The sequence below is a fragment of the Pseudomonas sp. VD-NE ins genome (genome assembly GCF_031882575.1).
GTDB classification, from domain to species: Bacteria; Pseudomonadota; Gammaproteobacteria; order Pseudomonadales; family Pseudomonadaceae; genus Aquipseudomonas; species Aquipseudomonas fluorescens_BZ.
This window is the reverse complement of the sequence record NZ_CP134772.1, coordinates 3178677-3191879: the sequence shown is the minus strand read 5'-3', so window position 1 is coordinate 3191879 and position 13203 is coordinate 3178677. Positions and strand designations below refer to the sequence as shown.

Annotated in this window: 14 protein-coding genes; 7 read left to right on the top strand and 7 right to left on the bottom strand. The window is 57.8% G+C overall.

Annotated features, from left to right (window positions below):
- Both RMV17_RS14090 and RMV17_RS14085 read right to left on the bottom strand, forming a co-directional pair.
- The gene (locus RMV17_RS14090; protein WP_311887049.1) at nucleotides 1-1059 is read right to left on the bottom strand and encodes an aromatic ring-hydroxylating dioxygenase subunit alpha; all 1059 of its coding nucleotides are present in this window, start codon (nucleotides 1057-1059) and stop codon (nucleotides 1-3) included.
- A 141-nt stretch (nucleotides 1060-1200) separates the two neighbouring features.
- On the bottom strand, nucleotides 1201-1812 hold the full coding sequence (locus tag RMV17_RS14085) for a dTMP kinase (protein ID WP_311886909.1): 612 nt from the start codon (nucleotides 1810-1812) through the stop codon (nucleotides 1201-1203).
- A 127-nt stretch (nucleotides 1813-1939) separates the two neighbouring features.
- Between RMV17_RS14085 and RMV17_RS14080 the strand changes: the two genes are divergently transcribed.
- Together RMV17_RS14080 and RMV17_RS14075 are read left to right on the top strand one after the other, a co-directional pair.
- Nucleotides 1940-3073, top strand: coding sequence for an aminotransferase class V-fold PLP-dependent enzyme (locus RMV17_RS14080; protein WP_311886908.1), 1134 nt, complete (start codon nucleotides 1940-1942; stop codon nucleotides 3071-3073).
- A gap of 111 nt (nucleotides 3074-3184) precedes the next feature.
- Complete coding sequence (locus RMV17_RS14075) at nucleotides 3185-3997, top strand: DUF1206 domain-containing protein (protein ID WP_311886907.1); 813 nt, start codon at nucleotides 3185-3187, stop codon at nucleotides 3995-3997.
- 55 nt (nucleotides 3998-4052) lie between these two features.
- Here the strand turns inward: RMV17_RS14075 and RMV17_RS14070 are convergent, their stop codons facing one another.
- The 3 genes from RMV17_RS14070 to RMV17_RS14060 form a co-directional block, all read right to left on the bottom strand.
- Nucleotides 4053-5174, bottom strand: a complete 1122-nt coding sequence (locus RMV17_RS14070) for an SMP-30/gluconolactonase/LRE family protein (protein WP_311886906.1) — start codon at nucleotides 5172-5174, stop codon at nucleotides 4053-4055.
- A gap of 181 nt (nucleotides 5175-5355) precedes the next feature.
- Entirely contained in the window at nucleotides 5356-5580 is a 225-nt protein-coding gene (locus RMV17_RS14065) for a hypothetical protein (protein WP_034154066.1), read from the bottom strand.
- A 233-nt stretch (nucleotides 5581-5813) separates the two neighbouring features.
- The gene (locus RMV17_RS14060) at nucleotides 5814-6608 is read right to left on the bottom strand and encodes an SDR family oxidoreductase (protein WP_311886905.1); all 795 of its coding nucleotides are present in this window, start codon (nucleotides 6606-6608) and stop codon (nucleotides 5814-5816) included.
- A 106-nt stretch (nucleotides 6609-6714) separates the two neighbouring features.
- Here RMV17_RS14060 and RMV17_RS14055 point away from each other — a divergent pair, with 106 nt between their 5' ends.
- Nucleotides 6715-7695 (top strand): GlxA family transcriptional regulator, encoded by a 981-nt coding sequence (locus RMV17_RS14055; RefSeq protein WP_311886904.1) that lies wholly within the window; start codon nucleotides 6715-6717, stop codon nucleotides 7693-7695.
- 178 nt (nucleotides 7696-7873) lie between these two features.
- Here RMV17_RS14055 and RMV17_RS14050 read toward each other — a convergent pair whose 3' ends face one another.
- Nucleotides 7874-8470, bottom strand: a complete 597-nt coding sequence (locus tag RMV17_RS14050) for a DJ-1/PfpI family protein (RefSeq protein ID WP_034154069.1) — start codon at nucleotides 8468-8470, stop codon at nucleotides 7874-7876.
- A gap of 268 nt (nucleotides 8471-8738) precedes the next feature.
- Between RMV17_RS14050 and RMV17_RS14045 the strand changes: the two genes are divergently transcribed.
- Complete coding sequence (locus tag RMV17_RS14045) at nucleotides 8739-8990, top strand: DUF2790 domain-containing protein (protein ID WP_034154070.1); 252 nt, start codon at nucleotides 8739-8741, stop codon at nucleotides 8988-8990.
- A 76-nt stretch (nucleotides 8991-9066) separates the two neighbouring features.
- Here RMV17_RS14045 and RMV17_RS14040 read toward each other — a convergent pair whose 3' ends face one another.
- Nucleotides 9067-9993: a LysR family transcriptional regulator gene (locus RMV17_RS14040; RefSeq protein ID WP_123594610.1), complete on the bottom strand. Its 927-nt coding sequence runs from the start codon at nucleotides 9991-9993 to the stop codon at nucleotides 9067-9069.
- A 221-nt stretch (nucleotides 9994-10214) separates the two neighbouring features.
- Between RMV17_RS14040 and RMV17_RS14035 the strand changes: the two genes are divergently transcribed.
- The 3 genes from RMV17_RS14035 to RMV17_RS14025 are packed head-to-tail and all read left to right on the top strand — an operon-like array spanning nucleotide 10215 to nucleotide 12997.
- Nucleotides 10215-11651 (top strand): NAD-dependent succinate-semialdehyde dehydrogenase, encoded by a 1437-nt coding sequence (locus RMV17_RS14035; protein ID WP_311886903.1) that lies wholly within the window; start codon nucleotides 10215-10217, stop codon nucleotides 11649-11651.
- Nucleotides 11652-11662: 11 nt separating this feature from the next.
- Complete coding sequence (locus RMV17_RS14030) at nucleotides 11663-11995, top strand: carboxymuconolactone decarboxylase family protein (RefSeq protein WP_108224607.1); 333 nt, start codon at nucleotides 11663-11665, stop codon at nucleotides 11993-11995.
- Nucleotides 11996-12997: an NAD(P)H-quinone oxidoreductase gene (locus tag RMV17_RS14025; RefSeq protein ID WP_311886902.1), complete on the top strand. Its 1002-nt coding sequence runs from the start codon at nucleotides 11996-11998 to the stop codon at nucleotides 12995-12997. It begins immediately after the preceding gene.
- Nucleotides 12998-13203: the final 206 nt, after the last annotated feature.

The window sequence follows — 13203 nt, the reverse complement described above, 5'->3', positions numbered from 1 at the left end:
CTATTCAGATTCGTGAGTGATATCCACGAGAGGAATCGGCTCGATCGCCCAAGCGCGAATTTGTCGACGTTCAGGGCTGGGTATCGCGCAGGCCTTGCGTCCGGTGAAGGTTCGCGCAAGACGCTCTTCGTCGATGCGCCAGCCGCGCAACTCCAGTGCCTGCACATCTTTGCGAAAAGCAATCTGCAGCGCATCGGACTTCAACGAAACCTCCTGCTGGAAAGAGTCCGGCACACGTTCGGGCCGGACGTTTTTCAGCACGGCATGATCTTGTTCGAAGATACGGATATTGCTCGCAATAAACCTGCGATCCAGCAGTCGGGTGCGCAGGAACGTTCTGCCCATCATCCACCAGGTGCGCGTGCGATTGGCGTCAATCGGGACATGCGCCGAGACGATGTAGATTCGCCAGCCATTCGGTAATTCAAGTTCCAGCGTTGTGCATGGGCCGGCCAAATGGAAACCCGGAACAGTCACCACGCTGACAAACTCAGTGGAGGATTTACGTCGCAGCAGCCCTTTGCGTACCGGCCTGCGCATAAGCATTTGGGCGCTGCCGCTCCACGCATCGCTGTCGACCTCGAATGATTCAATCTCGGGATGATCCGGATCGCCGAAGGTTGAGCCATGGACAAACGGTGCGTGCGCAAAGTCCAGACCGTTTTCAATAATCCGGTCCCAACTGGCCTGCCAGTCAAAGTGGCCCGAGACCACGCGGATGGCGGGATCGTCAACCCAGTCGAGCGTGGGTAAAGGCGGACGCTCAGACTCAGGCAGGTCCCCCAGAAAAGCCCAGACCCAACCGTATCGCTCCAGCGTCAGGTAGGCATCAACTCGGGCCTTGGCGGGAATCCGCAGGTCCGGCTGCGCCGGTATCAGCGTGCACACTCCATCAGCGCCAAACTGCCAGCCGTGATAAGGGCACTGCAAGCTATTGCCGACTTTGCTGCCGGCGGACAGCGAACCGCCGCGATGCACGCAAATATCCGACAGCAAGTGAGCGACACCCGCGTCATCGCGGAACGCTACGAAGGGTTGTCCGAGCAATTGAACCGGCATCAATCCATCAGTCAACTGGGACGATGGGAGGACGACATACCAGAGGTTTGTGAGCATGGGTTGCGTGCGATCCGTCAGTACAGTTAGCTCAGATCAGAGAAACCTGAAATTCAAATTAAACCAGCGCCTGCGAATCGACGATCAGCCAAGCACTTTATAGATCTCTGAAACTACCTGAGTCGTTGCGGCTTCGATGGTTCCTTCGTTACGGCAGAGCACCCAGCCATGATCGGCAATCGCCTGCTCGAACATCTCGCTACACACGACGTGCTCGGCGTGTTTCTGGATCACTGTGCCGCCCAGTCCTCGTGATCGGGCCGTTGCCCGCGCCCATGAAATATCCGGTGCGGTGACGACCCCGACATGCAGATCCGGTACGCGCACACCTCGCTGCATGTTCAACTGCAGAATCTCGGCAAACGGCACGCTATGGCGAAATGCGGCATCCGACGGATACCAGCGGTCGATCAGGATGATGCTGTCCAGCGGCTGTTTGGGCAGCACTTCTCGGGAAATCCAGCGACGGCTATCGGCAAGGCGCTGACACACCGCCCACTCCAGCTCCCGCGAGGGATGTCTGGCGAGTTGGTTGACCAGGGCCATGGTTTCGCCGCGGTACGGATCGCTTTTTCTCTCGCACAGCCGAATGACTTTGTGCTTGTCTGCCCGCAGTGCGGCGGTAACGGCCTCCAGCAGTGTGGTTTTGCCGGTGCCCTTGGGCCCATCCAGAGAAATAAACAGCGGCAGCTTCATGGTTCACGCAACGATAGAGACATTGCCGAGCACTCTAACCTCATTTGCGCATTTCGATGAGCTGATCCCTGCCCTTTGCCTACACTTGCTTGCCAAAGATGTTTACCTCTCTGCCGAAGGAGTCACCATGTCAAAGCTCTATCCGAGCATCGATCCCGAGGGATTGGTCGAGTATTCCGTGGTCTACACCGACCGCTCGCTGAACCACATGTCGCAGTCCTTTCAAGGCGTGATGAAGAACATTTCCACGACCCTGAAACAGGTCTACCACGCCGAGGCCGTGGCGGTGGTTCCGGGCAGCGGCACGTTCGGCATGGAAGCGGTGGCACGGCAGTTCGCCACCGGCCAGCAATGTCTGGTGATACGCAACGGCTGGTTCAGTTATCGCTGGAGCCAGATCCTTGAGATGGGCAACATCCCGGCGGCCACCACGGTGTTAAAAGCCCGGCCGATCGAGACGGGTCGCCAGGCAGCCTACGCCCCGCCACCTCTGGACGAAGTGCTGGCAGCCATTGCGGCGCAGAAGCCGAAAGTGGTCTTCGCCCCCCACGTGGAAACCTCATCCGGGATCCTCCTGCCCGACGAGTACCTGCGCGCGGTCGGTAACGCCGTGCATGCAGTGGGTGGTCTGTTCGTGCTGGACTGCATCGCCTCCGGCACGATTTGGGTGGATATGCACCAATGCGCCGTCGACCTGCTGATCAGTGCCCCGCAAAAAGGCTGGAGCGCCTCCCCTTGCTGCGCTCTGGTGATGTTCAGTGCTGCGGCGCTCGAGCGCATCGAACAGACGCAAAGCAGCAGCTTCGCCTGCGACCTGAAAAAGTGGCTGCAAATCATGCAGGCCTACGAACAGGGCGGACATGCCTATCACGCGACCATGCCCAGCGATTCCCTCGCGCGGTTCAACGACGTGATGAAAGAGACGCAAGCGTACGGGTTCGACAAGGTTCGCGATGAACAACAGGCGCTGGGTGATCGGGTGCGCGCCCTGTTGACCGGCAAAGGCTTCAAAAGCGTCGCTGCAGTCGGCTTTCAGGCCCCCGGCGTCGTGGTGAGTTACACCGATGATGCCGACATCAAGAACGGCAGGAAATTTGCCGAACACGGCCTGCAGATCGCTGCCGGCGTGCCGTTGCAATGCGACGAACCGGCCGACTTCCAGACCTTCCGCCTCGGGCTGTTCGGGCTGGAGAAGCTGCAGAATCTCGAGCGCACGGTCAACCTGCTGGAGCAGGCACTGGATGAGGTGATGGTTGAGTAAGCCCTCCTCTGCCCGCAACACATAACGAACGTTTGAGTGCCAGGAAGGCGAAATAGAACCCCTCCTGGCAAGAAGGGTCTGCTCTCCTATGACCTTTCAGGAATACACCCCATGTCCGCGCAACACAGCCTTGTAATACTTGCCCGGGGCGGATACGCCGCTCGCGGAGTGCTGTATTTGATCATTGGTATCTTCGCATTGCTCGCCGCCCGGGATTCGACCCGACCCAAGGACAGCCACAAGAGTCTGGAGGCCTTGCTAGGCCAGCCATTCGGCTATTTTTTAGTTGGGTTGGTGGTGGCGGGTCTGCTCGCCTTTGCGGCTTGGCGTGTCTTGCAAGCTACGCGTGATGTCGATCATCACGGCAAACAACTCAAAGGTCTGGTGATTCGTGCCGGCCTGCTGGCAGGAGGTCTGGTCAACGGGGCTCTGGCGTTTTTTGCATTGGGCCTGCTCGTAAGCGGCATTCGAAGCTCGGGAAATACCGGCGGGCAAACCAAAGATTGGCTAGCACATCTCTTGTCGTGGGAATACTCGAATGTGTTGGTGTATGTGATCGCTCTCGTTCCGCTCGGTGTCGGCATTGCTCACCTCATCAAGGGCTGGAAAGCGTCGTTCGAAAGGTATTTTGAGGCCGACGAAGAAGTCATGCGCTACGTCCGCCCTGTCTCCCGGTTTGGTCTGATCGCTCGCGGAGTGGTGTTTATAGAGATTGCATTGCTCCTGGCAATCAGCGGTTCCACCTATCAAGCCGTGGATCCACCGGGTCTGAAAGAGGCGCTCGATGCGCTGCAGAATCTTCCGGCGGGTTGGCTGATTTTGATGTTGATGGCCCTGGGGTTGATTGCCTTCTCGGTTTACAGTTTTTCTGAAGCGTTCTGGCGCAAGATCAACATGGATGTGCCGGGCGTCTCCAAACCGTAGGGTTTCATAAACAGCCGGAAATGCAGCGCATCCTCAGATGCGCTGCAGGCTATTTTTACAGCGCAAACGTAGTCCCGCGAGTATTCACAAACAGTGAGTAGATCGAGTGACTGCTGGCCATGAACAGCCGATTCCCTTCGCGTCCCCCAAAGCACAAGTTCGGGCAACGTTCCGGTAGGGAAATGTGCCCGATGGCCTTGCCCTCCGGATTGAAAACGCGCACGCCGTCGAGTTTTTCCAGGTCGGCCTTGGGATCACCATTGCCGCCCCAGCCGCACCACAGGTTGCCCGCTTCATCGCATTTGATGCCGTCGATCGCGGCATACTCCAGCCCTTCGATGTGCTTGCGACGTTCGCCCAGTGTGCCGTCGTCCTTTACGGCGATCGCCCAGATCAGGCGATTGGGTTTGGCGCGACCTTCAACGACGTAAAGGGTTTTTTCATCGGGCGAAAAGCACAGGCCGTTGGGGCCGTTGAGGTCGTCGATGACCCGGGTGACTTTTTTGCTTTCGCCGTCGATGCGGTACACGGCATGGGGTTGGCTCGGGGTGATTTTGTGGCCTTCGTAGTTGTTGCTGGTCTGGAATGGTGGGTCGGTGAACCAGATCGATCCGTCACTTTTGCAGACGATGTCGTTGGGCGAGTTGAAAGGCTTGCCGTCGAAGCTGTCGGCCAGCACGGTGATCGTGCCATTGGATTCAGTGCGCGTGATGCGGCGGCCTTCGCTGGTGGTGGTGGAGCCTTCGCAGACAATCAGACGCCCTTGGCGATCCCGGCACATGCCGTTGGAGAAGTTCGAGTGTTCGCGGTACACGCTGAAGGTGTCAGTGATTTCGTCCCAGCGCATGATGCGATTATTGGGGATGTCGCTGACGAGCAAATAGCGGCCATCACCAACCCATACCGGTCCTTCGGCCCAGCGCATACCGGTGGCAAGTTTTTCAACACTGGCGTTGAAAACACGTAGTTCGAGGAAGCTGTCGTCGAGGATGTGAATCAGTGGATCAGGGTAGCGCTGACTCAAGGGTTCGGCAGCCTCGGCGAGTCGGGTTAGCGCGGAACTGCCGACGGTGGCGAGCGTGGCGGAAACGGCGAGGGACTTTTTCAGGAAACTGCGGCGGGTGTCGCCTTTCGCTGGGTCAAGGCTTTCAGCATTGGCGGACAGGGATGAGTCCATGTAGCGATCTCCGTGGTTTTATTTTTTTTGTGGGAGACGTAGTAATACCTTGAGATAGGACATCGTACAAGCACCGCTTTGCTACGGCTGTATGGCGTATACAGCGGTGAAAACCTCTCCCTGCGCTTTGCGGAACTCCATCCAAGAGTGCTCGCGATGCGCTGCTCGGGTCGGCAAGTCGTTAGCCAAACATTGTTTTATAGCGTTGAAGCGTCAAGTCTCTCGATAGTTGCTGAAGCATTGCTGCCTCATGCTGCAGTAAGCCGATTATCTCAACGACGCTGTTCGCCTCCTTGTTCGTCAGTTTTTGCAGAATGCTTAACAGGTCAGCGGCGCAGCTTTCGTTCACAGAGGCAGACTCAACCAGTCTTAGCTGAAGATTTTGAAGGTCACGCAGAGGTTTCATCGGCTTAATCCTTCGACGAGGGCATTATCAGAGGTCTCACCCCCATTCTCAGGACTCATCAAGAGTTTTCCTATCAGACTGTTCCTAAAATCGCGCTGAAATATTCTTTAGCCGCATCACGTACGCTCACAAGCGACCGCTACCGGCCAAAAGCGGTCGGTGGATATACCCGAATAGCAGTGCGGGCTCGCCAACGAGCCCGCACTCTTTTACTTCAATACCTGCCTCAAGCATCAGTTGCGATAGCGCTCAGCTGGTGCACTGAGCGACAAATTGGGCATCAACTTCTGACGTGCCGCCTCGTAGGCATTCAAGTCGGCTATTTCCGGCAGTGCCGGGATGGTGACGAACTCGCCTTGATCAAGCCCGGACAGTGCAGCGTCCACCATATTGTCCGCGCTCATCACGATATTCTCCGGCAGGTGCGCCAGTGGTGTTCCGGCCACGCTCCAGAACTCCGTGGCCGTCGCGCCGGGCAGTACCACCTGGACTCTGATATTTTTGTCCGCCAGTTCATGACGCAAAGATTGGCTGAACGCGAGGACGAATGCTTTGGAGCCGCCGTAAACGCCGTTCAGCACTTCCGGGGCAATGGCAACAATCGAGGCGATGTTTATCAGCATACCGCCACCACGGGCGACGAAGCCTGGAACGACAGCATAAGTCAATCGCGTCAGCACGTTCACGTTGAGCGTGAGCAACTCTTCGAGTTTGTCGATGTTCGACTCAAGCAGGGGTTGTGTTGCTCCAACCCCGGCATTGTTCACGAGCAGGCAAATGTTTGCGTCTGTCCTGAGCCGCTCTTCGACCCGCGCCAGGTCGGCTCTGTCAGACAGGTCGGCCACCACGATCTCAATGTGGCGGTCGGTTTCTTCACTCAGGCGCTTTGCCAAGACAGTCAGGCGGTCACGATTTCTCGCGACCAGAATCAGGTCATGACCACGGCGGGCCAGGCGCTCAGCATAAATGGCACCTATACCGGACGAAGCACCCGTGATCATTGCGATACCGAGACGGGATTGAGTCATTTCGAATCTCCAGTGTTATGGGAAGAACTGGAGGACAGAATGCGGCGGCTTGGCGATATCTCAAATGACGTATAAGGTAGTGATTCAGGACAACCGAGAATAAATCATGCATCGCATCGGCTACTTGCTCACCGATGGCTTTCAGGTGCTCTCCCTGGCGACCCAAACCGTTTTCGAGTTCGCCAACCAGGTCGCGGAAGAGCCTTTTTACAGCGTCGAGAATTTCTCACCGGACGGCGGCATGGTGCGTTCTTCGCTGGGACTTGTCATGGAAACCCGACCACTTCAGGCTCCACGGCTGGCCGATACCTGGATCGTTGTCGGGGTCAACGATCCCTTGAAGAATGATACAAGCTCCGCTGTGCTCGATTTCGTACGCCAAGCCGGCAGTCAGGCACGGCGCACCGTCGGCATCTGTACGGGCGGTTTCATCCTTGCTGAGTCGGGGTTGCTGGCCGGGCGGCGAGCCACGACCCATTGGGCCTATGCCCAGATTCTGCAGAAGCAACATCCGGAGATCATCGTCGAGGTCGACCGCATCTATATCGTCGACGGCCCCATCTGGACCTCGGCTGGCATGACGGCAGGACTGGATCTTGCTGTCGGCATGGTGGAGAAGGATCTGGGGGCCGATATTGCCCGCTCGGTAGCGCACAAACTGGTGATGCACCAGTACCGATCCGGCGGCCAGTCACAGCATTCGGAAATGCTTGGCCTCGCGCCCAAGTCCGACCGCATCCAAAGCGCTTTGAACTATGCACGGCAGAACCTGAACCGACCGCTCGGGGTCGAGGAACTGGCCGACGTGGCACACCTGAGCCCTCGCCAGTTCACCCGTGTTTTCACTGCCGAAACCGGACACCCCCCAGCCAAAGCCATCGAAGGACTTCGCCTGGAGGCCGCCCGTTTGATGATTGAGCAGAGCCGACTCTCCCTTGATGTCATCGCCAGCGAATCCGGCTTTCGTGATCGCCGCCACATGCGGGAAGCCTTCATCCGAGGTTTCGGCGTGCCTCCACAGGCAGTACGCCGCGACGCGCGGCGGGTTGTGGCTGGTTGGACTGGGGGCATTGAGGTTGATGGCTAAGGTGATAGCACGCAGGCTGCTTATCAAGCCAGCTCCCCCATACGTTTGCCCAGAATGCAGGGAACCCGGAGACAAATTAAGTATCTCGTAAGCGGTCGTCTATCAGGTGAGTCTGAGTACACGACCGGATTACTCGACGAGACTGAGTTTCTCATATGCATTAGCAGCAGTAGTCGGCTTAAAGAAACCGAGAAATGTTCGTCATCGCACGCTCTACATACAGATCCTTCTCCCCCACCGGGGCAACGTAATGAAGTGCCCTGCGCGCAGCCTCTACACCCGCTAGACGGGAAATGAACCAGGCGGCCAGATACTGCGAAGCCAGGCAACCGCCAGCGGTTGCGACATTGCCCTTGGCTACGAATGGCTGATCGAGTACCGCAACCCCCGCTTCTTCAACCCATGGCTTGGTGATGAGATCCGTGCAAGCCGGGACCTCATCCAGCAGGCCGAGCTTTGCCAGTATGAGTGTGCCCGAGCATTGGGCGCCCAGAAGTTGGCGAGCTGGATCGATTTTAAGTCTAGACATTAGCGCATCGTCTGCGACGACATCCCGCGTTAATCGCCCACTACCCACCAGCACTGCATCCGCGTCGCAGGCATCCTCTATTGATGCCTGCGCCTCTATCCTCAAGCCGTTCATCGACAGCACCTTATCTGTGGGGCTGGCGATAGATACTCGCCAACCAGGCTGTTGAACCCGGTTGAGAACGCCAAAGGAAATGAGCGAATCGAGTTCGTTGAAACCTTCGAAGGTAAGAATGGCTATGTGCATGGTGAGCCTCGCGCCAGAGAAGTCTTGAGCACAATCGTAAGATCGATCATCCAATACATTCAAAAAATTGTAATGGATACATTTCCGCTAATTGTGGCGGCGTCGCAGAAGCGAACGGTCACAGCTAAAACGCCATAACGTCAGACACCTGACGATTGTGTTTGGAATTGATAAAAGTCTTTCCTGGATTCGCGTCTGTTTGCGCAAAACCCTCAAGCCTAAAGTTCGTCCTGCCAGCAACATCACACTTACTTTAGGAAATCACATCATGAAAACGGCAATGATCATCGTCGCACTCTTGGGCTTCAGCTCTGTGGTAGCAGCACAGGACGGTTCTGCATCGACTAAACAGGTCGAGCAATATCGCTACGGTACCCACCTGGATGTCGCCAAGGTCATCTCTGAAGACCCGGTGCCGGATGTTTGCGCAGTGGTACCGACGCACATGACCTACCAGGATTCGCAAGGCAAACGCCACGTACTGGCCTATAACGTCATGGGCCGTTGCAGCCAGGGCTAAGTCAGCTGTTCGCCGATCATTGCGCCTCGGAGAGTGGTCTCATCGAGGCGCAAATACCTTTTTGCTCCGCGGCGTTTCAATCGATCAGTGCTTGGGCCGTGGCTGCCAGCTGACTGCCAACCCGATCTTTCAGCGTTTCAATAAACCGGGTGATTTTCGCATCGACGAACTGCCGAGAGGTATAGACGGCATACACGTTGCGCTCATAGGTATGGTAGTCAGGCAAAACCCTCACTAGCTTGCCGGAACGTAAATCATCGATGGCCGTAAACCCGGCCAGCAAGCCAATCCCCGCGCCCTCTCGAATGGCATGTGCCATCGCATCCATATCGTTAACGCTGAAACTTGCCCCTGTCGGGACAAATGTCGCGTCCCCCGCCTTGCTCTTCAACTGCCACTCGTCCCGCACATAGTCGACGGTACCCAACAGCAGACACTGGTGATCACGCAGATCGTCAGGCGTCTCGGGGGCCGCATGACTGGCCAGGTAATCTGGCGACGCCACCAACACACAATGGCTGACACCGATTTTCTGGCTGACATACGCCGAATCGGGTAGCGCTCGGGCGATCAGAATCGAGACGTCCAGTTGGTCTTCCAACAGGTTTGGCATGCGTTGCGAGAGCAATAAATCCACCGTCACCTCCGGGAATTGCTGGCGGTACTCCAGCACCGCCCCCGTGACCAGATGCCGGGCCAGCCCAGGAACGCAATGCACCCGCAGTGTTCCCCGAGGCTCCAGCGCGGCATTGCTGGCTTCGGCTTCGGCACTCTCCAGATCAGCGAGGATTTTCGTGCAGCGCTCATAAAACCGTCGCCCGGCATCGGTGACCGACAGGCGTCGGGTCGAGCGTTGCAACAGGCGTGCGTCGAGCACGTTTTCCAGCGCCGATACAGCACGCGAGACGTTACCGACGGTGGAATCCAGATGATTGGCCACGGCCGTGAAACTGCCCATCTCGACAACCTTTATGTACACCGACATGTTCGAAAGCTTATCCATCGCGACCTTCCTGTAGATCTGACGCTCACCCGTGATAACGCGCATTTTTTCCGGATGCTACACGTTCGGCTCGACACTCGATATTACCTCTGGCGACAACAATGATTCCCTTTGGCCCGTCTAAATCAATGGGCCCTCCTTCCATAGACTTGGTTGCACAGGCCGCCTGAACAGGCGCCGGGCTTCTTACGAATCTCTGACAACCAACTGAAGGGCGCATCATGAAGACTTCCTACGACCCGCTTTATCTTTTCATCGGTGGTGAGTGGATCAGTGCCGAAGGGCGCGATACTGCCTCCGTCGTCAACCCGGCAACCGGCCGGGAAATCGGCCGCGTCCCGCTCGCCACCGCAGGCGATCTTGATCACGCCTTGGAAGTGACTCGCCTGAGCTTCGAGCAATGGCGCCAGACCGTGCCTGACCAACGCGCAAAAATCCTCAAGCGTGCCGCCGACCTGATCCTCGAACGTGCACCGCAGATCGCCGCGCAGATGACCCTGGAGGAAGGCAAGCCGCTGAATGAAAGCCTCGATGAAGTGACTCGCGCGGCGGAGTATTTCGAATGGTTTGCCGAAAGCGCCCGGCGTATCGATGGCCGTGTGGTCCCGGCCAACCGTCCAGGCGTGTTGCAACTGGTCAAACGCCAGGCCATCGGCCCAGTGGCCGCATTCACACCGTGGAATTTTCCGGCCATTACCCCGGCACGCAAGCTCTCGGCAGCGCTGGCCGCTGGTTGCAGCGTCATCCTCAAACCCGGTGAGGAAAGTCCCTCCACAGCACTGGCCTTGGCGCGTGCACTCGACGATGCAGGATTGCCCAAGGGTGTGTTGCAAGTGGTCTTCGGCGTACCGGATCAAGTCTCCAGCCATCTGATCGCCTCGCCGATCATTCGCAAAGTGACCTTCACCGGTTCGGTGCCCATCGGTCGCCTGCTGTCTGCACGCGCTGCCGAAGGCGTGAAGCCCATCACCCTTGAACTCGGTGGACACGGACCGGTGCTGGTGTTCGAGGATGCCGACATCGAAAAAGCCGCTATCGAAGGTGTCGCCAACCGCTTTCGCGGCACTGGGCAGGTGTGCATTTCATCCACTCGGTTTCTGATCCAGCGTGGCGCCTATCAAGCCTTTGTCGATCACTTTGTCGCGGCGGTCCAAGCCCTGAGAATCGGTGACGGCCTGCATCCGGATACTCAGGTCGGCCCTCTGGCCAACCCAAGGCAATTGGCAAAAATGGAGGAACTGGTCGCCGATGCCGTCGAAAAAGGTGCACGGGTATTGGTCGGTGGCGAAGCCTTGTCAGGCGAGGGCTACTTCTTCCAGCCCACCGTTCTGGCAGATGTGCCGATGAACGCCCGCGTCATGCACGAAGAACCCTTCGGCCCCATCGCCGTGCTGATGCCGTTCGATGAACTGGCCGATGGACTGCAAGAAGCCAACCGCCTGCCCTACGGACTCTCGGCCTACGCGTTCACCTCCAGCGCGCGCACGGCCATTGACGTCGCCGACGGATTAGAGGCCGGGATGATCGGCATCAACCAATACCGCATCGTCGCGACCGAGCTCCCGTTCGGCGGCATGAAAGAAAGCGGTCACGGCTCCGAAGGCGGCATTGAAGGCATCGAGCACTATCTGACCCACAAATTCATCAGCCAGGTTTAAGGAACTCGCCCATGTCCAAGCTCAATTTCAGCAGTCCTCGCGAAGCCGCGCGCGCGTTCACGCCAAAGCTGTCGCAATTCGTCGACTCGACGCTTTATCCGCAAATCTGGAGTGACCCGGCGCTGTCCCCGCGCGACCGTAGCCTGATCACCGTGGCGGCATTGATAGCCGCTGGTCACTCGGAAGAGTTGCCTGCCCACTTACGCCGCGCGACTGGCAACGGTGTGACCCACGACGAACTGGCGGCAGCGATCACGCACCTGGCTTTCTATGTGGGCTTCCCTGGCGCCATCACTGCTTCTGCTATTGCCAACGCCACGTTCAGCGAAACGGAGAACAACTGAATGAAAGCCATCAACATCAGAGAATTTGGTGCGCCAGACGTCCTCGAACTCGTCGAGGTCGCCGATCCTGAAGTCCGTCCTGACGACCTGCTGGTGCGTGTCTATGCCGCCGGAGTGAACCGAGCGGATCTGACGCATCGAACCGGTGGGTACGGCCATCCGAATTTCGGCGACTCGCTGATCATCGGCCTGGAAATCGCCGGCGAAGTGATCGGCAAAGGTAGCGCGGTGACCGGGTTCGAGGTCGGAGATCGCGTCATGGGCGTGGTCGGCGGCGGTGCCTACGCCGAGCTGGCACGCATCGATTACCGCATGGCCATGCACATCCCTGCGCAGCTTGATTATGTACACGCGGCGGCCATTCCCGAGGTCTTCGTCACGGCCCATGAGGCGATGATGCACCTGGCTCGACTCAAGGCTGGCGATTCGGTGTTGATTCATGCGGCCGCTGGCGGCGTCGGGTCCGCTGCGGTGCAGTTGGCTTACGCCACCGGCGCCACGGTGTATGCGACCACCGAAGGCAGCAAGCTGGCGCGTGTCGAGCATTTGGGCGCAGACGTGGCGATCGATTACAAGACGCAGGACTTCGCTCAAGTGATCGCCGACAAAACCCAGGGGCGTGGCGTCGATGTGATCATCGACTTTATCGGTGAGCCCTACTTCGCCCGCAACATCGCGTCCCTTGCCAAGGGCGGTCGCCTGATTCAGGTCGGCATCCTTGGCGGTGGCGGCAACGTCACGGTGGCGCTGGAGGACATTCTTTACCGCCACTTGCAAATCATCGGCACGGTGATGAAGTCACGCACGCAACCGGAGAAGCACGCCATGATCAAACGCTTTCGCGAGCACTGGCTTGATCGCTTCGAGGGTGCCGGAAGCCTTGAGCCGGTTGTAGATAGCACGTTTGCGCTAGCGCGGGCTGCCGATGCGCATCGCTGGATGGAGTCTTCCGGGAACGTCGGGAAAATCATTTTGACGATGCAGCCAGAAGATTTGATTTGAAACGGGTTGAGTTCTCGATTAATGACGGTGCCCTGGATGGGCACCGTTTTCGAAAGGTTTGGCAGAAGTCACGGGGGCGTGGAACACGCCAAAACCATATGTTCCAACGCTACTTTCCCTCCACCGGCATGGCCCTGAAATGGAAATGGCGTTAGCATTTCACCCATTCGGCTTAACAAGCCTGTTTTTTCAGATCAGGGTCGCAA